This window comes from Streptomyces sp. NPDC058469, assembly GCF_042721125.1.
GTDB lineage: Bacteria > Actinomycetota > Actinomycetes > Streptomycetales > Streptomycetaceae > Streptomyces.
On record NZ_JBHXME010000002.1, the window covers coordinates 67,391 to 90,265 of the forward strand.

A 22,875-nucleotide genomic window follows, 5' to 3' on the forward strand; every position below is an offset into this window, starting at 1 on the left:
TGCGTGGGGCACTGCTGTTGGCTTAATCAGTTGAGGTAACGCGGGGGGAGTGTCCGACGATAGGGGCGAGGGGCACACCGCCCGCCCCTCACCGCCGACTCCGAGAGACCCAGCGTGCTCATACGACTTCTGCGGACCTATCTCAGGCCCTACAGGAAACCCATCGTCCTGCTGGTGCTGCTGCAGTTCCTGCAGACCTGCGCCACCCTCTACCTGCCCACCCTGAACGCGCACATCATCGACAACGGTGTCGTGAAGGGTGACACCGGTTACATCCTGTCGTTCGGCGCCCTGATGATCGGGATCTCGCTGGTCCAGGTCGTGTGCAACACGGGAGCCGTCTACTACGGCGCGCGCACCGCGGCGGCCGTCGGCCGGGACATCCGGGGTGCCATCTTCGACCGGGTGCAGTCGTTCTCGGCCCGCGAGGTCGGCCACTTCGGCGCGCCCTCGCTGATCACCCGTACGACCAATGACGTCCAGCAGGTCCAGATGCTGACCCTGATGACGTTCACCCTGCTCGTGTCGGCGCCGATCATGTGCGTCGGCGGGATCATCCTGGCGCTCGGTCTTGACGTGCCGCTGTCCGGGGTGCTGATCGCCGTGGTGCCGACGCTCACCATCTGCGTGACGCTGATCGTGCGCCGGCTGCGGCCGCTGTTCCGGTCGATGCAGGTGCGGCTGGACTCGGTGAACCGGGTGCTGCGTGAGCAGATCACCGGCAACCGTGTCATCCGTGCCTTCGTCCGGGACGAGTACGAGAAGGACCGGTTCCGCAAGGCCAACAGCGATCTCACCGAGATGCAGCTGAAGACCGGCAACCTGCTCGCGCTGATGTTCCCGGTGGTCATGACCACGGTGAACCTGTCGTCGATCGCCGTCGTGTGGTTCGGCGCGCACAGGATCGCCAGCGGCGGGATGCAGATCGGCGATCTGACCGCGTTCCTCGCCTATCTGATGCAGATCGTGATGTCCGTGATGATGGCCACCTTCATGTTCATGATGGTGCCGCGCGCGGAGGTCTGTGCCGAGCGCATCGAGGAGGTCCTCGACACGGAGAGCAGTGTCGTGCCGCCGCTCGCGCCCGTCACCGAGCTGCGCCGGCACGGGCACCTGGAGGTCCGCGGGGTCGGCTTCTGCTACCCGGGCGCCGAGGAACCCGTACTGAAGTCCATCGACCTGGTGGCCCGACCGGGCGAGACGACGGCCGTGATCGGCTCGACCGGCAGCGGAAAGTCCACCCTTCTGAGTCTGGTCCCCCGACTGGTTGACACGACCGACGGCGAGGTCCTCGTCGACGGTGTCGACGTGTCGACCATCGACCCGGTGCTGCTGGCCAAGACGGTCGGCCTGGTCCCGCAGAAGCCGTACCTCTTCGCGGGCACGGTCGCGACCAACCTTCGCTACGGCAACCCGGACGCGACCGACGAGGAGTTGTGGCACGCGCTGGAGGTGGCGCAGGCCAAGGGCTTCGTCGAGGGGCTGGAGAACGGGCTCGACTCCCCCATCGCCCAGGGCGGCACGAACGTATCCGGCGGTCAGCGGCAGCGGCTCGCGATCGCCCGGACACTGGTGCAGCGGCCGGAGATCTACCTCTTCGACGACTCCTTCTCCGCCCTCGACTACGCGACCGACGCGGCGCTGCGGGCGGCGCTCTCGCAGGAGACCGCCGAGGCGACCGTGGTGATCGTGGCGCAGCGGGTGGCGACGATCAGGGACGCCGACCGGATCGTCGTACTCGACGAGGGTCGGGTCGTGGGGGAGGGGCGCCATCACGAGCTGATGGCGGACAACGAGACGTATCGGGAGATCGTGCTCTCCCAGTTGACGGAAGCGGAGGCTGCCTGATGGCCGGGCCCATGGGGCGGATGATGGCCGGGACGGGCCCCGACGCCCGTTCGATGGACTTCAAGGTGTCCGGCAAGCGGCTCATCGGCCAGTTCAGGCCGGAGCGGCTGACCATCGGTCTCCTGCTGGTGTGCGTGGTGATCAGCGTCGGGCTGAACGTGGTGGGACCGAAGATCCTCGGCAACGCCACCGACCTGGTGTTCGCGGGCATCATCGGGCGGCAGATGCCGGCCGGGACGACCAAGGCTCAGGCCCTCCAGGCGATGCGCGACCGGGGCCAGGGCTCGGTCGCGGACATGCTGAAGAGCACGGACTTCACCCCGGGCAAGGGCATCGACTTCACCTCGGTGGGTCATGTGCTGCTGCTCGCGCTGGGCACGTTCCTGGTGGCCGGGCTGCTGATGGCGGTGGCGACCCGGATGGTCAACCGGGCGGTCAACCGGACCATGTTCCGGCTGCGCGAGGACGTGCAGACGAAGATGTCGCGCCTCCCGCTGTCGTACTTCGACAAGCGGCAGCGCGGTGAGGTGCTCTCCCGCGCGACCAACGACATCGACAACATCGGGCAGACGCTCCAGCAGTCGATGGGCCAGCTGATCAACTCGCTGCTCACGATCATCGGTGTGCTCGCGATGATGTTCTGGGTGTCGTGGATCCTCGCGCTGGTCGCGCTGGTGACCGTGCCGCTGTCGTTCCTCGTCGCCACGCGCATCGGCAAGCGCTCGCAGCCGCACTTCGTGCAGCAGTGGCGCTCGACGGGCAAGCTCAACGCGCACGTCGAGGAGATGTACACCGGGCACAACCTGGTGAAGGTGTTCGGGCGGCAGGACGAGTCGGCGAAGCTGTTCGCCGAGCAGAACGACGCGCTGTACGAGGCGGGCTTCAAGGCGCAGTTCAACAGCGGGGTCATGCAGCCGCTGATGATGTTCGTCTCGAACCTCAACTACGTGCTGGTCGCGGTCGTCGGCGGCCTGCGGGTCGCGTCCGGCTCGCTGTCCATCGGTGACGTGCAGGCCTTCGTCCAGTACTCGCGCCAGTTCTCGATGCCGCTGACACAGGTCGCGTCGATGGCGAACCTGGTGCAGTCCGGCGTCGCCTCCGCCGAGCGGGTCTTCGAACTCCTCGACGCCGAGGAGCAGCAGGCCGACCCGATGCCGGGCGAGCGCCCCGCGGAACTCCGCGGCCTGGTCGCCCTGGAGCACGTCTCCTTCCGCTACGACCCCGACAAGCCGCTCATCGAGGACCTCTCGCTGACGGTGGCACCGGGCCACACGGTCGCGATCGTCGGCCCGACCGGCGCCGGCAAGACCACCCTCGTCAACCTCCTCATGCGGTTCTACGAGGTCTCCGGCGGGCGCATCACCCTCGACGGCGTCGACATCGCGTGGATGTCCCGGGACGAACTCCGGTCCGGCATCGGCATGGTGCTCCAGGACACCTGGCTGTTCGGCGGATCGATCGCCGAGAACATCGCGTACGGGTCCTCTCGCGAGGTCACCCGGGGCGAGATCGAGGAGGCGGCGCGGGCGGCGCACGCCGACCGGTTCGTCCGCACGCTGCCCGACGGCTACGACACCGTCATCGACGACGAGGGCACGGGGGTCAGCGCCGGTGAGAAGCAGCTCATCACCATCGCGCGGGCGTTCCTGTCCGACCCGACGATCCTCGTCCTCGACGAGGCGACGTCTTCGGTCGACACCCGCACCGAGGTACTGATCCAGAAGGCCATGGCCAAACTGGCCCATGGCCGCACGTCGTTCGTGATCGCGCACCGGCTCTCCACGATCCGGGACGCGGACACGATCCTGGTCATGGAGAACGGCTCGATCGTCGAACAGGGCGCGCACGCGGATCTGTTGGCTGCGGATGGGGCTTACGCCCGGCTGTACAAGGCCCAGTTCGCGCAGGCCGTTGCCGAGGTGGACTAAAAGATCCATAGAGAGTGCCACGAGGGGCCGTCATGTGTGTGACGGTCCGTCGTGGCTGGTCGCGCCCCGCGGCGGAGCCGCAAATGTACACAGCCCCGCGCCCCTGAAAGCCCCTCGGCTGAGGTCTTTTCAGGGGCGCGGGGAGCCCCTGAAAGAACAGGGCGCGCCCAAGTCTTCAGGGGCGCGGGGCTGTGTCGAATATGCGGCTCCGCCGCGGGGCGCGACCAACCCCCACCGGACCCGCGCCCGGCATCAGTCCAGATAGCCCCTCAGCTGATCCGCAAAAGCGTGGTCCCGCAGCTTGTTCAGGGTCTTGGACTCGATCTGCCGTATCCGCTCCCGGGTCACCCCGAAGATCCGCCCGATCTCCTCCAGCGTGCGCGGACGCCCGTCCGCCAGGCCGTACCTGAGCTGTACGACCTTGCGCTCGCGCTCCCCCAGCGTCGACAGGACGGCCTCCAGGTGCTGCCTGAGGAGGATGAACGCGGCCGACTCCACGGGGCTCGTGGCATCGCCGTCCTCGATCAGGTCGCCGAGGGCAACGTCGTCCTCCTCCCCCACCGGCGCGTGCAACGAGACCGGTTCCTGGGCCAGGCGCAGGACCTCGCTGACGCGTTCGGGGGCGAGGTCGAGGTGGTCGGCCACCTCTTCCGGGGTCGGCTCGTAGCCGCGCTCCTGGAGCATCCGCCGCTGGACGCGGACGACGCGGTTGATCAGCTCGACGACATGCACCGGGACGCGGATGGTGCGGGCCTGGTCGGCGAGGGCGCGGGACATGGCCTGGCGGATCCACCAGGTCGCGTACGTCGAGAACTTGTAGCCGCGGGCGTAGTCGAATTTCTCAACTGCCCTGATCAGGCCCAGGTTTCCCTCCTGGACGAGGTCGAGCATGGTCAGCCCGCGCCCGACGTACCGCTTGGCGACGGACACCACGAGCCGCAGGTTCGCCTCGATCAGGCGGCGCTTGGCCATCCGACCCATGACGACCAACTTGTCCAGGTCGAGGGCGAGTTGGCTGTCCAGGTCGGTGGCGCCGCCGAGCTTCTCCTCGGCGAACAGGCCGGCCTCCACACCGCGGGCCAGTTCGACCTCCTCGGCCGCGGTGAGCAGGGGGATGCGGCCGATCTCGCGCAGATACTGGCGGAACAGGTCCGAGGAGGGTGCGCCGTTGTCGGCGGCGACCCGGCTGCGGGGCCGTACGTCGGGCTCGGGGGCCTCGGCGGTCTCCACCGCTTCGGCCGTCGGTTCTTCGAGCTCGGGCGGGCGTTCCGGCTCCGCGGTTTCGGGGTGGTGCGCGGCACGGCTCTGCGGGGGGACGGTCGCGAGGACATCGGTCTCCGCTTCCGGTTCCGCGCCGTCCGTCGTGCTGGTCTCGGTCTGGTCGAGGGTCTGGGTCTGCACGGGGGCGACCTCCAGGATGATCGCTGCCAAGGAGTGCGGCAGCGGTACTTCGGGGGCGGAGTCGGCGGCCTCACCGCTGTCCGTCCCGTACTCGATGAGCGGAACCGCGGGGGTGTGGGACCCGCTGGGGACGGATCGGCCGCGCTCCGAGGACTCAGGCACCGGAACCCAGTGTGGAGTACGACACATCGCCGCCACGAGGGGCGTGCGGTGACTTTTTGAGTCCGTTCCGTAACTACGCGCTCAGAGCGCTGTGGCGCCGCGCACCTGGAGTGCCTGGTCGTACTGCTGAAGTACCCACAACTCGTTCTGTACGGCGGCCAGTTCGGCCGAGTCTCCGTGGCTGCCGAGGCGGGTGAGCGCGCCCTGGATGTCGCCGATCCGGCGTACCACGGCTCTTCGGCGGACGGTGACCAGCTGCTCGCCCGCGTAGTTCTCGTCGACCGTGCGGCGCAGGATCGCCTCGACGGCCAGCTCGGTGACCATCGCGCGGACCGCGTCGTCCGGTGCCGCCTCACGGACCCGGACCAGATAGTCCTGGGCGTCCCGGAGGCCGTACTCGGCGCCGCCCGCCTCGATGATCGCCTCGCGTACGGCCGCGTAGGGCGGGGCGGTGAACTCGTCGACGCCGTACGCGTCGAAGGCCGGGGAGACCAACTCGGGGCGCTGGAGCGCGAGTTTGAGGAGTTCGCGTTCGGTGGCGAAGACCGGGTTGCGGAGGGTGAGGGCGGGGCCTCCGGTGGCGGTGCGGGGGGTGGTGTCGTACTGCTGCCGGTCGGCGCCGCGCGTCGGTGCCGGGCCCTTGCCGCCGCGGTCGCGGGCCCAACGGGCCAGCTGGGCAACCCGCTTGACCACGAACTGGGTGTCCATGATGCCGAGCATGCCGGCGAGCTGGACGGCGACCTCGTGCTGGGCGCCGGTGTTCTTGATGCGGGCGACGATGGGGGCGGCCTCGTCCAGGGCGGAGGCGCGGCCTGCGGGGGTGTCGAGGTCGTAGCGGACGACGATCTGGCGGAGCGCGAACTCGAAGAGCGGGGTGCGGGGTTCGGCCAGGTCGGCGACCGCCGCGTCGCCCTTGGCGAGGCGCAGCTCGCAGGGGTCCATGTTGTCCGGGGCGATCGCGATGTACGTCTCGGCGGCGAACTTCTGGTCGTCCTCGAAGGCGCGCAGGGCCGCCTTCTGGCCGGCCGCGTCGCCGTCGAAGGTGAAGATCACGCGCGCGCTGCCGTTGTCCATCAGCAGCCTGCGGAGGATCTTGATGTGGTCGCCGCCGAAGGCCGTGCCGCAGGTGGCGATGGCGGTGGTGACTCCGGCGAGGTGGCAGGCCATGACGTCCGTGTAGCCCTCGACGACGACCGCGCGGCTGGACTTGGCGATGTCCTTCTTCGCGAGGTCGATGCCGTAGAGGACCTGCGACTTCTTGTAGATCGCGGTGTCGGGCGTGTTGAGGTACTTCGGGCCGTTGTCCGACTCGTAGAGCTTCCTCGCGCCGAAGCCGACGACCTCGCCGCCGATGTCGCGGATCGGCCACATCAGGCGGCCGCGGAAGCGGTCGATGGGGCCGCGGCGGCCCTCCTGGGCGAGGCCGGAGAGAAGGATCTCCTTGTCGCTGAAGCCCTTGCCGCGGAGGTATTTGGTGAGGTGGTCCCAGCCCTGCGGGCTGTAGCCGACGGAGAAGTGCTCGGCGGCGGACTGGTCGAAGCCGCGCTCGGCGAGGAACTTGCGGCCGGTGTCCGCCTCGGGGCTGACGGCGAGCTGCTCCACGTAGAAATCGGCGGCGACCTTGTGGGCCTCGACCAGGCGGATGCGCTCGCCGCGCTGATTGGCGGGGTTGTACCCGCCCTCCTCGTACCGCAGCGTGATGCCGGCCTGGGCGGCCAGGCGCTCGACCGACTCCGAGAAGGTGAGGTGGTCGACCTTCATCACGAACGTGATGGTGTCGCCGCCCTCCTGGCAGCCGAAGCAGTGGAAGAGTCCCTTGCTGGGGCTGACCTGGAAGGACGGCGACTTCTCGTCGTGGAAGGGGCAGAGGCCTTTCAGGTTTCCGCCGCCCGCGTTGCGCAACTGGAGGTACTCGGACACCACGGCGTCGATCGGGACCGCGTCCCGAACCGCCTTCACGTCCTCGTCGTTGATCCGTCCTGCCACGCGTGAATTCTACGGGGCCGGACTGACACCAGTGACGCCCAGGACCTCTAGGAGCTCAAGCTGTCCAGCGGAACGTGTGGGTCCGCCAACGCCTCGGTGTTCACCTGGGTCCTGGAGCGGATCAGCTGCTGGATGGGCTCTGTGACGTCCCACACATTCACGTTCATCCCGGCCAGCACGCGGCCCTCCTTCAGCCAGAAGGCGATGAACTCGCGCTTGCCCGCGTCTCCCCGGATCACCACTTCGTCGTAGGAGCCCGGGGGCGCCCAGCCGGAGTACTCCAGACCCATGTCGTACTGGTCGGAGAAGAAATAGGGCACGCGGTCGTAGGTGATGTCCTTGCCGAGCATCGCGCGGGCCGCCGCCGGGCCGCCGTTGAGGGCGTTCGCCCAGTGCTCCACCCGCAGCCGGGTGTCGAAGAGGGCGTGGTGGAAGGCGGCCACGTCACCGGCCGCGTAGATGTCGGGGTCGGAGGTGCGCAGCCGTTCGTCGACGGCGATGCCGCCGCCGTGCGCGCGGTCGGCCAGCTCCAGGCCGGCCGCCTCGGCGAGCCCGGTGCGCGGGGCCGCGCCGATGGCCGCGAGGACGTCGTGCGCGGGGTGCTCCTCGCCGTCGTCGGTGCGGGCGGCCAGCACCATGCCGTCCTGGCCGACGATCTCGGTGAGCCGGACGCCGAAGTGGAATCGGACGCCGTGCTCGGCGTGCAGGTCGGCGAAGAGCTGGCCCAGTTCGGGGCCGAGGACGCCGTGCAACGGGGTCTGGGACGGTTCCACGACGGTGACCTCGGCGCCGTACTCCCGGGCCGCCGCCGCGACCTCCAGGCCGATCCAGCCGCCGCCGGCGATCACCAGATGGCCGTTGTCCCGGCCCAGGGACGCCAGGACGTTCTTGAGGCGCTCGGCGTGCGAGAGGCGGCGCAGATGGTGGACGCCCGCGAGGTCCGTGCCCGGGATGTCGAGGCGACGGGGCTCGGAGCCGGTGGCGATGAGCAACTTGTCGTAGCGGACAAGGGTGCCGTCGTCTCCGAAGCGCACCGTCTTCGCCGTACGGTCGATGGCGTCGACGGTCTGGCCGAGGTGCAGCTCGATGTCGTTCTGCGCGTACCAGGCGGGTTCGTGTACGAAGACGCTGTCGCGCTCCTCCTTACCGAGGAGGTAGCCCTTGGACAGCGGCGGGCGCTCGTACGGGTGGTCGCGTTCGTCGCAGATCAGTATCACGCGGCCGGTGAAGCCCTCCGCTCGGAGCGTCTCGGCCGCCTTGGCGCCGGCCAGGCCTCCTCCGATGATGACGAACGTCTGATCCGCGTCGACCACTTGATGCCTCCTCGTTATGGTGCCGCCATATGCGAGCGTCCCGCACGCAGTGTGATGGGGGAAGGGGGTGTGGCCCGATCAGGCCACGGAGGGTCACATTCGGGCTTGTTTCGCGTCACTGTGCCCGATGGACGTGAGGTAAGCGTGAAGGGACCGCGCCGAAGCGTCCGTCAGTGAGGCGATCTGATCGACGATCACACGCTTGCGCGCGCGGTCGTCGGGCGCCTCGTCGAACTGGGCGCGGAACTGCGGCTCCAGACCGTCGGGCGCGCGCGTCGTGAGCACCTCGGCGAGTTCGGCGACCACGACGCGCTCGTCGGCGCGGATGCGCTCCTGCTCGGCACGCTGCATGACGTACCGGTCGGCGACCGCCTTGAGGACCGCGCACTCCAGCCGTGCCTCGTGCGGTACGACGAGTTCGGCGTCGTAGCGGGTGAGGCGGCCGGTGCCGTACGCCGCGCGCGTGGCGGACTCGGCGGCCAGGCAGAAGCGGCCGATGAGCTGGCTGGTGGCGTCCTTGAGGCGGGCCTGCGCGACGGCCGAACCGTCGTAGCCGTGCGGCCACCACGGCTGGTTCTGGAGCCGGTCCAGCGCCTCGGCAAGTTCGTCGGGGGCCGTGTCCGCGGGGACGTAGCGGCCGATGGCCACCTTGAAGATCTCTTGGCGTTCCGGTTCGGCGTGCAGGCAGTTCGGGTCGATGTGGCCCGCGTGCAGGCCGTCCTCGACGTCGTGCACCGAGTACGCCACGTCGTCCGACCAGTCCATGACCTGGGCCTCGAAGCACGTGCGCGTGCCGGGGGCGCCCTTGCGGACCCAGTCGAACACGGGTCTGTCGTCGTCGTAGACGCCGAACTTGGGGGACTTGGGGTCGGTGGGGTGCCCTCCGCGCGGCCAGGGGTACTTGGTGGCGGCGTCGAGGGCGGCACGGGTGAGGTTGAGGCCGACGCTCACCATCTCGCCTGTCGTGTCGCTTCTTACGAAGCGCTTCGGTTCGATGCGGGTGAGGAGCCTCAGGGACTGGGCGTTGCCCTCGAAGCCGCCGCAGTCGTCGGCGAATTCGTTCAGTGCCTGTTCGCCGTTGTGGCCGAAGGGCGGGTGGCCGAGGTCGTGGGAGAGGCAGGCCGCTTCGACGAGGTCGGGGTCGCAGCCGAGGGCTGCGCCGAGTTCACGGCCTACCTGGGCGCACTCCAGGGAGTGGGTGAGGCGGGTGCGGGGGCTGGCGTCCCAGGCCTGACTGCGGGTTCCTGGAGTGACCACCTGGGTTTTGCCTGCGAGGCGGCGTAGGGCGGCGGAGTGCAGTACGCGGGCGCGGTCGCGCTGGAAGGCGGTGCGGCCGGGGCGTTTGTCGGGCTCGGTTGCCCAGCGGGCGACTGACGTCGGGTCGTAGGGGTGAGGTGCTGCGGTGCGCGTACCTGCGGTGCCTTCCATGGTTCGACAGTAAGCGGCAGCAGTGACAATTCGGGAGTTGCGGGGCGCGTATGCGTTTGCCTGGTGCGGCTTGGGGGCGAGTGCGGGTGCGTTGTGGCCGGTCGCGCAGTTCCCCGCGCCCCTTGGGCAACCGCCCTTGGCCGCGTTTTAAGCCGACGCCAACTCCGGTTTCGTCGCCACCGGGGTCGCGAGTGCCTGGTCGTAGCGGTGGAGTACCAGGCGGGCCATCGCGGGGTGGGCTCCCAGTGGGGTCGACGCGATCCAGGGGGCCTCTTCCGCGCACTGGGTCGCAAAGCGGCCCGGGGCCGTGAAGCAGGACGCCACTGCCACCCTGTGGCGGCCTCGGGCTGTCAGGGCGCGGACCGCCTCGGAGACCGTGGGGGTCGCCGCCGAGGCGTAGGCGGGGACTACGGGGACACCCAGGCGGTCCGCGAGGAGCTGGGCCGTGCGGTGGGTGTCCAGCTTTGACTCCGGGTCGCGGGAGCCTGCCGCTGCCAGTACCACGGCGCTTGCTCGCCGGGTCTGGGTGTCCATCCTCGTGCGCCAACCAGCCTCCACCAGGCGGTCGTAGAGGGTCTCTACGAGGAGGGGGTGCGGGCCCAAAGGGGCCGCCACGCGCGTGCGTGCCCGGGCCTTCGCGGCCATCTCCGGGATGTCCTGCTTGACGTGGTAGCCGCGGGCCAGGAGGAGGGGGACCAGGACGGCTTCCGCGGTGGCCAGTTGGGTGAGGGTGTCCGGGAGGCGGGGCTCGTTCAGTTCGATGTGGCCCAGGTGGACGGGGAGGCCGGGGCGCAGGTCTCGGACGCGTGCCACGAGGGCCCGTACGGTGCTCAGGGCGCGTGGGTCGCGGCTGCCGTGGGCCACCAGGACGAGCGCGGGCGGGACGGGTCGCCTGGTGCCGTTCAGGGAGACGAGGCTGAGCTGGTCGGCGAGCTGGCTGCTGATCCGGTCCATGAGATGCGCCGTACTGTCGAGGGTGGACTCGTCGCGAGGGTGGTTCGACGCCGTCATGGAGTGATGGTGGCGGTGGGAGGTTGCCGTCCCGTTGCACCGGAATGACGGAGGTTTTCCGGGGGTTCACGGTGGGGTGCGGGGGGTGTGTGAGGCGACGTGACCTGCGGTTTCCTGACTCGCAGTGAAGCCGGTCACACTGCGGGCGGCGAACCGGAGCGCGTTACAGAGCGTCTGTGACTGTCGACACCGAACGCGGAGGGGCCCCCTTTGATACGTCTGATGCGTCGCCCGAGACTTCGCCGACCGCGACTGCCACGCACGCGTGCGGGATGGCGGCAGCTCGTGCAGGGGGTGGCCCTGGGCTGTGTCCTCGCGCTGCTTCCGGCGACCTGGCTGTGGGTGTCGACAGCCGATCGGCTCAGGACCCTTCAGGACGCGCCGCGCACCGATGTGGCCGTGGTCTTCGGCGCCGGGCTGTGGGACGGCGAGCCGTCGCCGTATCTCGCGCACCGGCTGGACGCGGCGGCGACGCTGTACCGGGAGGGCCGGGTGAAGGTCGTCCTGGTGACCGGCGACAACAGCCGCAAGGACTACGACGAGCCGGACGCGATGCGCGTCTATCTGGCGAAGCACGGGGTGCCACGCGCGCGCGTGGTGACCGATTACGCCGGTTTCGACACCTGGGACTCCTGTGTCCGCGCCAAGAAGATCTTCGGCGTCGACAAGGCCGTGCTCATCAGCCAGAACTTCCACATCCGGCGGGCGGTCGCGCTGTGCGACGCGGCGGGCGTCGACTCGTACGGCGTCGGTGTCGACGACACGCACGACGCGACCTGGTACTACGGCGGCACCCGCGAGGTCTTCGCGGCGGGCAAGGCGGCGCTGGACGTGATGTTCCATCCCGATCCGCACTTCCTCGGGCCGAAGGAGACAGGGGTCACCCGGGCGCTCGCCGCCGCCAACTGAGCCCCGTTCGGCGACGGTTCAGCGGCGGCCCGGCCAGTCGCCGCCCTCGATCAGCTCGCCGTGGGTGCGGAGGCGGGCGGTGACGGAGGGGGCGGCCAGGTACACCCAGGCGCGTACGGCCGTGCCGTCGGCGTCCCGGGTCACCCGGCGTTCGACGCGCTCGTAGAGGTTGCGCGGGTCGCCGGGGGCGTAGTCCTCAAGCCGGTCCAGGGCCATGAGGAGTTGGGGGTAGGCCTCGGGGCGTGCGGTGACGAGTTCGCCGACGACCACCGAGCCGGGGGCCTCGACTGCGTACGGGTAGCCGGGGCCGTCGTAGAGGGCTGCGTCGTGGAGTCGTGCCCGTTCCTCGGAGTCCGTGCGGCCGCGCAGGAAGAGGTCGTGGTTGGGCTCGCCGGGGCGGAGGGTGCCGTAGACGAAGAAGGGGAGGCTCGTCATCGTTCTCCTTCTTTCCTCCTTCTGAGGTCTCCACTGACCTCTGCGGTCTCTACGGAAGCCCCGCAGAACCGATTCTCACCCCTCACATCAGGCGATGTACGCGCTCTGGACACGGCATGTCATGCCCCCTTAAATCTCATTCAACATCAACGCAGCCCCCACGCCCCCCACTTGCGTTCCTGAGGAGACCGATGAGTCGGACACGGCACATCCGAGGTTCCCGTCTCGCCACGGCCGGTGTCGCGGCCGGTGCCGCGACCCTGTTGGCCGCCACCCTCGCCCCCACCGCCCACGCGGCCGACCGGCCGACCCGGGCCGGCGCGATCGCGAACGCCGCCTCCGCGCTGGTGGCCCACGCCGCGGGCTTGGGCCTTACGGCCGCTGAGGACACGTCCGTTCGCGACGTGATCGTCGACGCGGACGGCACCCAGCACGTCCGCTACGACCGTACGTACCGCCAACTCCCCGTGCTCGGCGGCGACTTCGTGGTCCACCTGGCCCCGAACGGCAACTATCGGAGTGCCGACCGCGCGACCCGGAGTTCCATATCCCTGTCGTCCGTGACGCCGAAGGTGGCCGCACCCAAGGCGGCGGACCTGGCGGTGAACGCGCTGCGGGCGGTGAATCTCGGCGAGGTGCTGAAGGGGGTAACCGCCAAGCCCCAGCTGATAGTCGACGCCCTGCACGGCACCCCGAAGCTCGCCTGGCGCACCAACGTGGCCGCCAAGGACTCGCTCGGCAACCCGGTCGCCCGCACGGTGCTGACCGACGCCCGCACCGGCGCCCAGATCGACGCCTGGGACAGCGTGGAGACGGCGACGGGTGACGGTAAGTCGCTGTACAGCGGCACGGTGCCCTTGCAGACGACGCTGTCGGGATCGACGTACCAGTTGACGGACGCGACGCGCGGCGGGACGTACACCGGTGACGCGGCGAACAAGACCGACCTGTGCATCCTCGGCATCTGCATCAGCCGTGCGCCGTCCACGGTATTCACGGACGCCGACAACCACTGGGGCACGGGGGCGAGTTCGGACCGTTCGTCGGCGGCGGTCGACGCGCAGTACGGCACGAACGAGACCTGGGACTACTACAGGAACGTCCACGGCCGGAACGGCATCGCGGGCGACGGCAAGGGCTCGTACAACCGCGTCCACTACGGAAACGGCTACAACAACGCCTTCTGGGACGACAGTTGCTTCTGCATGACGTACGGCGACGGTGACGGGACGCAGCTCGGTCCGCTGGTGGCGCTGGATGTCGCCGGGCACGAGATGACGCACGGCGTGACGTCCAAGACGGCGGCGCTGACGTACTCGGGCGAGTCCGGCGGGCTCAACGAGGCGACCTCCGACATCATGGGCACCCTGGTGGAGTGGTACGCCAACAACTCCTCCGATCTCGGGGACTACTTGATCGGCGAGAAGATCGTCCGCTCCGGCTTCGGCAAGGCGGCACTGCGGTTCATGGACCAGCCGTCCAAGGACGGTAATTCGGCGGACTGTTGGAATTCGTCGGTGGGGAATCTGGACGTCCACTACTCGTCGGGCATCGCGAACCACTTCGCGTATCTCCTCGCGGAAGGCAGCGGCGCGAAGACCATCAACGGCGTCAGCTACAACTCCCCCACCTGCAACGGTACTTCGGTGAGCGGCATCGGCCGGGACAAGCTCGGGGCGATCTGGTACCGGGCGTTGACGGTCTACATGACGTCCTCGACGAACTACGCCGGGGCCCGTACGGCGACGCTCAACGCGGCGAAGGACCTCTACGGGGCGGGGAGTTCGGAGTACGGCGCGGTGGGCGCGGCGTGGAGTGCGGTCGACGTGGGGTGACGTTCCGAGCGGCCGGGTCGTCCAACGCCGTGCGGTTGTCGGTGTGGAAACGGCGGACCGGGGCCATCGCCCTGTACGAACGGTTCGGCTTCGCCGTCACCGAGTCATGGGACGAGCGGGATCAACTGGTCTGCGTGGAGCGGGCCGTGTGAGTGGTGCCGTACGACGTCCAACTCGCACACGCCCGAACAGGTCGTCCTCGGTGACCTCGCGGAGGCTCGGCCGTAACTCGCCCTTCGGGTCGGACACCGCGATGCGTACGGCGCGTTCGGTGAGGGTGAGTTCGACGCGGAACAGGCGGTCCCGCAGACAGCCGTGCGGTACGGCGTTGCCGCCCAGCTCGGAGACCAACAGGGCGGAATACACGAACCCGTCCGACCTCATCGCCTCCGGGGTTCGGATCACCGCCAAGGACGGCTGGCTCGACATCGACCAGACCATCATCAGCAAGTAGGCAGAAAGGGACGGACCTCAGACTCTTGGCAGCGCTTCCGGCGACCGGTGAATCGGGCATGGTGCTCCATGAGGTTTTCTCAGTGGCGCGATTCTTCCCGTCCCGTTTGGCGCTGATCGTCGCGATGACAGGTCCGTCGCCGGCTGGGAGCGCCATGTCAACGAGCAGCGCCTCTGCCATCGGGCAGGACGTTGCGCGAGATGGTCTGTTTCAGGACGCCTTTTGGTCGGCGGGCTTCTTGGTCTCGGTGGTCACCCGTGCCCCTCGGAAGAGCACCGGGAGCCACAGGAGACACGCCAGCAGGGGGACCGCGGCGTAGGTGGCCATGCCCACACTGGAGCCCAGCCCGTCCATGAGCGCGCCGAGGACGAGATAGCCGATGCCGATGAGCGCCGACTCCACGAATGCGATCATCGACAGCAGGCTCGCCCGGTGGCGCGACGGCACGGCCTCGTTGAACACGTTGTCCACGATCACGGCGGTGATCTCGGGAATCCCGACCAGGGCCAGGAACGCGGCGATGGTGACCCGGACAAGGCCGAGGCCGCTGAGGCCGAGCGCCACGGCGAGCGTCAGGAGCGACACCGGGACGATGACCCGATACCCGATGCGCCGGTCCGCGCGGTCCGACAGCAGCGGAGTGAGCCCGCCGGCGAAGAATCCCGCCGCTATGACCACGCTGACCAACGCGGTGCCCGCTCCCTGATCGGAGAGGGTCTTCTGCGTAAAAATGATGTACGGCGTCAACGTCGCATGCATCAATCCGGACACCACGACAAGCGTCACGAGCGCCGGCGTGGCGACCCGAAGCATCGCCCGCCATGCCGTGGCGTCGCCGTGCTCCTCGGCTCCGTCCTGTTCGTCCACCGCGTCCGCGCCGCGGATCTCGGGCACCCCTGACATCAGCACCACCATGGCCAGGACGAGGCACGCCGCCGAACCGACGTAGACGACTCCCCAGGAAATCTGCTGCAGTTGGCCGCCGAGGACGATGGCGGCTCCCGAGGTGACCGTCCCGAGCATGGTGAACCGGGACTTGATCTTGACGTAGCCGGCCGTTGCACCACGACGCACGAGCAGGTCGTACAGCAGGGCGGTGTCCGAACCGGACACACATGCCATGCCCACGCCCTGCCCGAGGAACAGCGCCAGGAACACCCAGTAGTTGGAGAACGCCACCTGACCGAGCAGGCATCCAGCTATCAGCACCTGGCCGATCACGATGCTGGCACGCCTGCCGATTCGGTCGGCGATGACTCCCGTCGGCAACTCCGCAAGTCCGCTGACCAGGTAGAGCAGTGTCTGCAGTAGGGCCACTTGCCCGACGGAGAAGCCGCGCTGATAAAGGAAGATGACGAATACGCCGCGCTGGAACAGCGTGTTGGAGAGCACGGCGTACACGTAGAACGGGCGCGTGACACTTCGTGCCGCATCGTCGACTGCAGCCGAGCCGCCAAGGGCCTCCGTGGTGCCGGTCATGCCGCGGGCTCCCTGGTGACTCCGGTGATCATTGGTGTTGGTTCTCCGCCGCCGACCGGAACCTCCAGTCCATACTTCGCGCAGGATACTGGGCCGGCTATCCGGGAGCCGTTGCCAGCGCCGCGGCCATCCTCGGTGGAGGTGTCAAATGCTGGGAGCAGTAGCGTGCGTCTCCTGGAGACGGTTGCGTACATCCTGGAGCCGGCGTGGGCGTGAAGTCAGGGTGACGCCGACATGTGCTTCCTGATCCCCCGTGAGGACGACCGTCGGTGGGCCGTCCTCACGGTCATCGGCCGCGGACGCGGTACGACCTCTTCGAAGGTCCCGTGGAGAGCTACCTGCTCCGTGTCCTGTGGCGGGATTTCATGAGCAACGTCATTCCAGAGGATTTTCCCGACACCGCGCGTTCCTACGAGCGCAATCCGCACATCCGACCTCGACCGACACCTGCCTACGGCAACACGACAAGGCCGTCGCCCGCAGTGGGCAACGGCCTTGTCCGCCGGGCGAGTTGAGGTCCGCCCGGGTCAGGCGGCCAACTCCCGCTCCGCCGACTCCTCTTGGGCCTCGGTCACCGGCTCTTCCCGCTTCCCGTCCCGCATCACCACCGCCGCCAGCACCGCCGCCGCCACGACCCCAACCGCGCTGACCATAAAGGTCGTTGACATGGCGTTCGTGAACGCCTCCCGGGCCGCCCGGACCAACCCCGCGTCCCCGTGCGCCGCCGCCAGCGCCCCGCCGATCGAGTGGCGAGCCTCATCGGACGTACCGGAAGGCATCTCGTCCGCGAAGCCGCTCGACAGGAGGGAGCCGAGGATCGCGATGCCCAGGGCCGTACCGGCTTGCTGGATCGTGTCGTTGAGGGCCGAGCCGACGCCCGCCTTGTCCTCGGGGATGGTGCCCATCAGCGCGCCCACCGCCGCCGGCATCGCGAGGCCCGCGCCCAGGCCCAGGAGGCCGAGAGCGACCGCCGGGACGGTGAAGCCCGTGTCGGCCGTGACCGTCGTGAGCAGAGCGAAGGAGGAGGCCATCACCAGCATGCCCGCCAGGATCAGGTAGCGGTGGCCGTACCTCGTCGTGAACTTGGCACCCGCCGCGTTGCCGACCAGCGCGGTGACCGCCAGCGGGACGAAGGCCATTCCCGCCTTCACCGGCGAGTAACCGAGCACGAACTGCAGGTACTGCGTGAGGACCAGCAGCAGGCCGCCGTTGCCTATCTGGACCAGCGTCAGGGAGAGCGAACCCCCGCTGAAATTACGGCTCTTGAAGAGGACCAGGGGGACCATCGGGGTCGGCGTCACGTTCTCCCAGATCACGAACCCGGCCAGCCCCACCACCGCCACGACCAGGGTGACCAGCGCTCGGCCCTCGAACGCGCCGTGCTGCGGGATCTCGATGATCCACCAGATCAGGGCCGTCATACCGACCGCCGACAGCACCGCGCCCAGCGGATCCGGCTTCTGCCAGGGGCCCTTGGACTCCGGCATCAGCGTCACACCGGCCACCAGGGCGAGCGCCACGACCGGCACGTTGAGGAAGAAGATGGAGTGCCACGAGAAGTGGTCGATCAGTACGCCGCCGAGCACCGGACTGCCGACCAGGGCGAGCATCGACACCGAACCCCACGCAGCCATCGCCTTGCCGCGTTCGTCCGCGTCGAAGACCGTGATGAGGATCGAGAGCGTCGACGGCATGATCAGCGCGCCGCCCACCCCCATCGCCACCCGTACGGCGATCACCTCGCCGGGGTTCGCGCAGAACGTCGCCGCCAGTGAGGCCGCCCCGAACAGCACCAGGCCGATCAGCATCACCTTCCGGCGGCCGAAGCGGTCACCGAGGCTGCCGGAGGTCAGCAGCAGGCCGGCGAAGACCAGGATGTAGGAGTCGAGGATCCACTGGGTGTCCTGGGCGCTCGCCCCGATGCTCTCGGTCATCGACGGGACCGCCACGGTCAGCACCATGCTGTCGACCACCAGCACCAGCGAGCTGAGGCACAGCACGACGAGGATCCACCAGCGCCGGGGGTTTCGGGTCTCCATGGGGCTTCCCTTCACAGTCATCGAGCGACTCCTTGCGTACACCGTTCCTTCGATGCGCACACTGTACGCACGACGGAACGGTGTGCGCAACCCTTGAACTCTGTACGCTGGATGCGAACGACGTACGCAGGAAGGCATGAAGGAGCGCCCATGGCCGCCAGGACGAAGCCGACGACGAAGTCCACGCCGACGCCGAACCCCATCCCCTCCGTGTGGGCCCGTGAGCAGCGCTCGCCCGACCAGCCCGCGCTCAGCCGGGACGCGATCGTCCGCGAGGCGATCGCGATGCTGGACGCCGACGGCATCGAGGCCCTGAGCATGCGCAAGCTCGGCGCGCGCCTCAACGCCGGCGCGACCTCCCTCTACCGGCATGTCGCGACCAAGGACGAGCTGATGGAACTGGCCGTCGACGAGGTCGCCGCCGAGATCCACGTCCCGGACGCGGACGCCGCCGACTGGCGCGCCGCCGTCACCGAGGCCGCCGCCTCCTTCCGTACGACCGCGCTACGGCACCGTTGGCTGTCCTCGGTGCTCGGACAGGCCGGCCTCGCCTACCTCGGCCCCAACCTCATGTCCTTCACCGAACGGCTCGCCGCACTGTTCACAACCGTCGGATTCCCCGAGCCGAGCGGCGCGATCGACGCCGTGCTGTCGTACACGATCGGGATGAGCACGACCGAGGCCGCCTGGCTCACCACTGTCGCGCGATCCGGGGAGAGCGAGGCCGAGTTCATCGCCCGGCTGATGCCGGCCGCCCAGCAGGCAGCGGCCGGCCACGCCCATCTCGCCGGTTCCTACGCCGAGTCGGCCGCCACGATCACCGACCCGGTGGCCCTGCGCGACAGCAAGTTCACCTACGGCCTCGATGTCGTCCTCGACGGGCTGTCGCTGCGGCTGACGCGTTAGGCCTCTTCCGCCAGGTCTGCCGTCTCCAGGTACACCTCGGCCAGCACCTGCAACTCCGTGCCCTCAGCCGTGAATTGCTCGCCCGGTCGCAGGCGGCCTGCCAGGTCGTCCGGCCGGTTCGGGATCGTCACCGTGCGCGCTGCCGCCTCCCCCGCGACGCCCAACGCCAGCCACTCCCCCGCGAGTTGAGCGGTCAGGATCTGGTCGAAGTCCGGTGGACCGGTGAGGGCGTGGGCCAGGTAGAGCTGTTCGCGGCCGAAGAGGACGTACCGCAACGCGAGGGGCCCGGCCGGAGGTTCGCCCACGTGCCCGAAGTACACCCTCTCCTCGATCTCGATCCTCGTCTCCCCCAACAACTCGCCGTCCCTCCCGAAGCGGCCGAAGTACAGGTCTGCGGGGAAGGACGCGCCCGGCTCAAGGTCCTCGAGGAGGAGGGTCCGTGGGCTGACCGTGAACAGTGCCGACGTGCCGTAGCGCTTCCGGGCCGTGCGGTAGGTGTCCGTGTCCAGGGTGACCCGCAGGGCGGCCTGGAAGTCGCAGGGGGCGGTGAACGTGGGCGTGTGGACGGCGTACACAGTGTCCGTACCCAGCAACACGAAGCCATGGACGGCGAGTTCGGGGTTCACCATGTCAGCGCCGGGTCCGGATCGGGGCTCTTCGGCAGCTGTCGGCACACGAACCCGGCGAGGAACACGTCGTCCGGCGCGGTGACACTGCTCTGCATCGCCGAGCCGGCCTGCTGGTAGGCCACCCAGCGCAGTTGGAGGTCGTAGCCGTACTGGACCACCAGCACCTTGGCGAACCGGCCCTCCGTCGTCCGTACGGCGAACACGTCCCCGGTGACCAGTTGGTTGCTCGCGTTCGGGTTGCCGCTGAGCGGTGTCGTGCCGTAGGTGAGGGTCGAGAGGCGGTGGCCGTCGAAGTCGTCGTAGTCGACCTGGCCGAGGTTGACGATTCCGGCGTGGGAGCTGGGCACCAACTGGGCGGTCGTCTCCGTCATCCACTCCCACCAGAGGTCGGCGGTGTTCATGTCGCCGCCCGCGATGCCGTTGTCGAGGTCCAGGGTCCAGGTGCCGTGGAGGGTGGTCTCGCCCGGGGTCTCCGTGTAGCCGACGGCCTGGCGGATCAACTCGATGTTGCGGGCCAGGGCGACCGATTCGACGTACGCCGGGCAGCGGCCGTGCGGCGGGGTGGCGCCGTCGCTCAGCGGGGCGACGCCCGTCGAGAGGCGCCAGGCGCGGGACCCGAAGAGTTCCATCGGCGGGTCCAGCCAGGGGCGGACGACGGACACCACCCGGTATTCGAAGGCGAGGGAGAAGACCGTGTCGTCGGTGGCGCGGTCGCCGAACGCCGACTTGAGTTCCGGGGGCGCCTGGGCGGCCAGGGTGCGGAGCATCTCCTCCGGGAGCACGACTCTCGACCAGGGGTCGTCCAGGGCGCCGTCCGGTGAGTAGTAAGTGGGCGCGAAACGGGTGCCGTTGGGGGCGGTCGTGTACTGGTCGGGGAGGTTGGGGTTGAAGGTGTCGCGGTGCCGTTTCCAGATGCTGGAGGGTGCCTTCGAGGCGAGTTCGGAGGTCTCGCGCAGGGCGTCCTCGACCTCGGCCTTGTGGCCTGCGGTCTGCCAGGCGTCCATCGCGTCGTCCCTGGCCTGGCGAAGCCGGGGTTCGTCGACGTGGGTCCAGTGGTCGCGCGCTGCCGGGTCGGTCGACATGGCCGCCGCTTGTTCCGCCTGGTGGTAGTCCGTGTCGGCCCGGAGCCAGGCCTGGCGGGCAGTTCGGTAGTCGCGCAGGGCGGGTGAGGGGACGAAGACTCCGTCGGCGCCGACGTCGTAGAGGTAGTCGACTGCCGTGTCGTAGCGCTGGTGTTCCTCGGGGGTGAGGGTGGAGCGGGCCAGGTCGGCGGCGAGTACCTCGCCGTAGATGCCCCACAGGTGCGTGGTGGCCGGGGGTGCCCAAATAGGTTGGGTGGGGACCCTGTTGACGAGTTCGCAGAACTCGGCCCAGACCGTGGCCCGGGCCGAGTCCAGGGCGCCGCCGAAGCGGAACATGCTGTCCTGGTGGACCACCGGCGTCACCGGTACGGCGACCAGGTGGTCGGGGTCGGTGAGCAGGCTGCGGAAGTACGCGCCGAGGCCGAACATGGCCGCCGCGTCCACCGGGGACGCGGACCATACCGCTTCGATGCCGACCGCCGCATCGCTGTCGACCGCTTCGATGTCGCTCATAACTCGCCGCCGCCCTAAACCAGTTGGTCCGGGTCGAGGCCGTCGAGCAGGTTGGGTGTCTTGTCCAGCAGGTGGTTGACGAAGCCGATGATCTGCATGCCGGGGACGGTGATGGTCGCGCCGTCGTTCTCGGAGTGGAAGTGCTGGTCCGACTCGGAGTGGCTGTAGCTGCCCTTCACGGTGAACGGGCCCCAGCCGACACTGGCGTTGACCGACACGGAGCTCTGGTGGGTCTGCAACGCCTGTGCCAGCGAGGCGGAGTGGATGGTGAGGTTCCTGATGAACAGGGCCTGGAGCGGATAGCCGATGAAGCGGCCCTCGGGCGGGTTGCCGCCGTCGGACGGCATCTGGTCGTAGTTCCAGCCCTGCCCCTTGCGCAGGTCCCAGCCGCGGTTCTCCAGGAACTCCGGGTAGAACCACGGCCGTACGACCTGCACCTGCGCCATCTCGAAGGACATCGCGAAGTCGTCGATCCGGTAGTTCTCGCTGTAGTCCTGGGAGTTGGAGGTGACGCCCGAACTCGCGCTCCACAGCCCGAAGTTCAGGCCGCCGCCCGCCGACCAGGACGTGGTCTCGTAGTGGCTGTGGGAGTCCACCATCTGGTGGTACATCGAGTACGCGGTCCAGCCGTTGGAGGTGGCGAAGTCACCGGGGACGACCGTCGTGTAGTAGAAGGACTGGCCCGGGCCCAGCGCGTTGGTGTTCGCCTCCTCGTAGAAGCGCTCCAGGTTGCGCTTCCACAGCAGCATCGACTTCTCGGTGGTCTGGTCGATGTAGGCGTTGATCTCCTCGACCTCGTTGCGGTACCCGCTCGACGTCCAGTCGTCCATCGCGGCGGCCGCCTGCATCGAGTACAGCTGCGCGTTGGCCGCCCAGTCCGCGACCGCCTGCTTGCCGGCCTCCCCCACGGCGGCCTGTGCGGCGATGCGCTTGTTGTTGTACGACAGGGCCGCGGTGACGTACGCCTGCATGCACGCCTTGTAGGCCTTGAGCATGGGGCTGTCCTCGGTGACCTGCTTCTCCTGCTCGGTGACGATGTCCTTCACCGTGCGCGTCACCCGCAACAGCCCGCGGAACCGGTCCAGTTTGGCCTTCTGGTCGTCGGTGAGCTGGTCGTCGACGACCTTGGAGAACTTGAGGATCTGGCCGTAGATCTCGCTCAGCCGGGCACCGCTCGCGTTGCGCCACACCCCGTCCTGGCGGCCCGACGAGTACGCCGAGGTCACGTCCGGGATGAAGTCGATGAGCGAGGAGAAGTTGTACGCCTGCTGGAGCAGGAGCTTGTCCTCCGCCGCCGTGGCACCGGTACCGATGCCCTGCGCGGCGAACGCGAAGTCCGCCTCCTGGTACGGCAGTCCCGGCATGCACCAGGTGATGAAGCTGGACTTGGCGGGCGGGACGCTGCCGTCGCCGCCGGTGAGCACGTTGTACATCTGGTCGCGGAACGTCCGCCCCAGATCCCCCAGTTGGTATCCCATGACCTCGTCCTGCCCGGGTCATATGACACCTATACGGCG

General features: G+C 68.8%; 17 protein-coding genes and 1 pseudogene. 7 read left to right on the forward strand and 11 right to left on the reverse strand.

What is annotated here, in order from left to right:
- Positions 1–114 precede the first annotated feature (114 nt).
- Together ACFWP5_RS01565 and ACFWP5_RS01570 are read left to right on the forward strand one after the other, a co-directional pair.
- On the forward strand, positions 115–1,848 hold the full coding sequence (locus ACFWP5_RS01565) for an ABC transporter ATP-binding protein (RefSeq protein ID WP_384148773.1): 1,734 nt from the start codon (positions 115–117) through the stop codon (positions 1,846–1,848).
- Positions 1,848–3,776, forward strand: coding sequence for an ABC transporter ATP-binding protein (locus ACFWP5_RS01570; RefSeq protein ID WP_384148775.1), 1,929 nt, complete (start codon positions 1,848–1,850; stop codon positions 3,774–3,776). Before ACFWP5_RS01565 ends, ACFWP5_RS01570 begins: the two co-directional genes overlap by 1 nt.
- Before the next feature lie 252 nt (positions 3,777–4,028).
- On the opposite strand, the gene ACFWP5_RS01575 is transcribed toward ACFWP5_RS01570, so the two are convergent.
- The 5 genes from ACFWP5_RS01575 to ACFWP5_RS01595 form a co-directional block, all read right to left on the reverse strand.
- On the reverse strand, positions 4,029–5,339 hold the full coding sequence (locus ACFWP5_RS01575) for an RNA polymerase sigma factor (protein ID WP_384148777.1): 1,311 nt from the start codon (positions 5,337–5,339) through the stop codon (positions 4,029–4,031).
- 81 nt (positions 5,340–5,420) lie between these two features.
- Positions 5,421–7,325 (reverse strand): DNA primase, encoded by a 1,905-nt coding sequence (gene dnaG / locus ACFWP5_RS01580; RefSeq protein ID WP_384148779.1) that lies wholly within the window; start codon positions 7,323–7,325, stop codon positions 5,421–5,423.
- A gap of 47 nt (positions 7,326–7,372) precedes the next feature.
- The gene (locus ACFWP5_RS01585) at positions 7,373–8,638 is read right to left on the reverse strand and encodes an NAD(P)/FAD-dependent oxidoreductase (RefSeq protein ID WP_384148781.1); all 1,266 of its coding nucleotides are present in this window, start codon (positions 8,636–8,638) and stop codon (positions 7,373–7,375) included.
- 93 nt (positions 8,639–8,731) lie between these two features.
- Complete coding sequence (locus ACFWP5_RS01590; protein WP_384148783.1) at positions 8,732–10,066, reverse strand: deoxyguanosinetriphosphate triphosphohydrolase; 1,335 nt, start codon at positions 10,064–10,066, stop codon at positions 8,732–8,734.
- A gap of 147 nt (positions 10,067–10,213) precedes the next feature.
- On the reverse strand, positions 10,214–11,077 hold the full coding sequence (locus ACFWP5_RS01595) for a sirohydrochlorin chelatase (RefSeq protein ID WP_384148785.1): 864 nt from the start codon (positions 11,075–11,077) through the stop codon (positions 10,214–10,216).
- A 222-nt stretch (positions 11,078–11,299) separates the two neighbouring features.
- Here ACFWP5_RS01595 and ACFWP5_RS01600 point away from each other — a divergent pair, with 222 nt between their 5' ends.
- Positions 11,300–11,986, forward strand: a complete 687-nt coding sequence (locus tag ACFWP5_RS01600; protein WP_384148787.1) for a vancomycin high temperature exclusion protein — start codon at positions 11,300–11,302, stop codon at positions 11,984–11,986.
- Between the two features lie 18 nt (positions 11,987–12,004).
- Here the strand turns inward: ACFWP5_RS01600 and ACFWP5_RS01605 are convergent, their stop codons facing one another.
- Positions 12,005–12,421, reverse strand: a complete 417-nt coding sequence (locus ACFWP5_RS01605) for a gamma-glutamylcyclotransferase family protein (protein ID WP_384148789.1) — start codon at positions 12,419–12,421, stop codon at positions 12,005–12,007.
- 191 nt (positions 12,422–12,612) lie between these two features.
- On the opposite strand from ACFWP5_RS01605, the gene ACFWP5_RS01610 reads away from it, so the two are divergent.
- From ACFWP5_RS01610 to ACFWP5_RS01620, 3 genes and pseudogenes are all read left to right on the forward strand, one after another.
- Positions 12,613–14,256: a M4 family metallopeptidase gene (locus ACFWP5_RS01610; protein ID WP_384148791.1), complete on the forward strand. Its 1,644-nt coding sequence runs from the start codon at positions 12,613–12,615 to the stop codon at positions 14,254–14,256.
- A gap of 26 nt (positions 14,257–14,282) precedes the next feature.
- Positions 14,283–14,408: pseudogene (locus ACFWP5_RS01615) on the forward strand (GNAT family N-acetyltransferase); the annotation flags it as partial.
- Between the two features lie 176 nt (positions 14,409–14,584).
- On the forward strand, positions 14,585–14,710 hold the full coding sequence (locus ACFWP5_RS01620) for a hypothetical protein (protein WP_384148793.1): 126 nt from the start codon (positions 14,585–14,587) through the stop codon (positions 14,708–14,710).
- Between the two features lie 210 nt (positions 14,711–14,920).
- Here the strand turns inward: ACFWP5_RS01620 and ACFWP5_RS01625 are convergent, their stop codons facing one another.
- Both ACFWP5_RS01625 and ACFWP5_RS01630 read right to left on the reverse strand, forming a co-directional pair.
- A complete protein-coding gene (locus ACFWP5_RS01625) occupies positions 14,921–16,189 on the reverse strand; it encodes an MFS transporter (RefSeq protein WP_384148795.1) in 1,269 nt (422 codons plus the stop codon).
- A gap of 527 nt (positions 16,190–16,716) precedes the next feature.
- The gene (locus tag ACFWP5_RS01630) at positions 16,717–18,228 is read right to left on the reverse strand and encodes an MFS transporter (protein WP_384149067.1); all 1,512 of its coding nucleotides are present in this window, start codon (positions 18,226–18,228) and stop codon (positions 16,717–16,719) included.
- 150 nt (positions 18,229–18,378) lie between these two features.
- On the opposite strand from ACFWP5_RS01630, the gene ACFWP5_RS01635 reads away from it, so the two are divergent.
- Complete coding sequence (locus tag ACFWP5_RS01635) at positions 18,379–19,134, forward strand: TetR/AcrR family transcriptional regulator (protein WP_384148797.1); 756 nt, start codon at positions 18,379–18,381, stop codon at positions 19,132–19,134.
- Here ACFWP5_RS01635 and ACFWP5_RS01640 read toward each other — a convergent pair.
- The 3 genes from ACFWP5_RS01640 to ACFWP5_RS01650 are packed head-to-tail and all read right to left on the reverse strand — an operon-like array spanning position 19,131 to position 22,836.
- A complete protein-coding gene (locus ACFWP5_RS01640) occupies positions 19,131–19,763 on the reverse strand; it encodes a hypothetical protein (protein ID WP_384148800.1) in 633 nt (210 codons plus the stop codon). The two genes, ACFWP5_RS01635 and ACFWP5_RS01640, sit on opposite strands and share 4 nt — an antisense overlap.
- Entirely contained in the window at positions 19,757–21,358 is a 1,602-nt protein-coding gene (locus ACFWP5_RS01645) for a hypothetical protein (RefSeq protein WP_384148802.1), read from the reverse strand. The genes ACFWP5_RS01640 and ACFWP5_RS01645 overlap by 7 nt, the downstream gene beginning before the upstream one ends.
- A gap of 14 nt (positions 21,359–21,372) precedes the next feature.
- Positions 21,373–22,836: a hypothetical protein gene (locus ACFWP5_RS01650; RefSeq protein WP_384148804.1), complete on the reverse strand. Its 1,464-nt coding sequence runs from the start codon at positions 22,834–22,836 to the stop codon at positions 21,373–21,375.
- Positions 22,837–22,875: the final 39 nt, after the last annotated feature.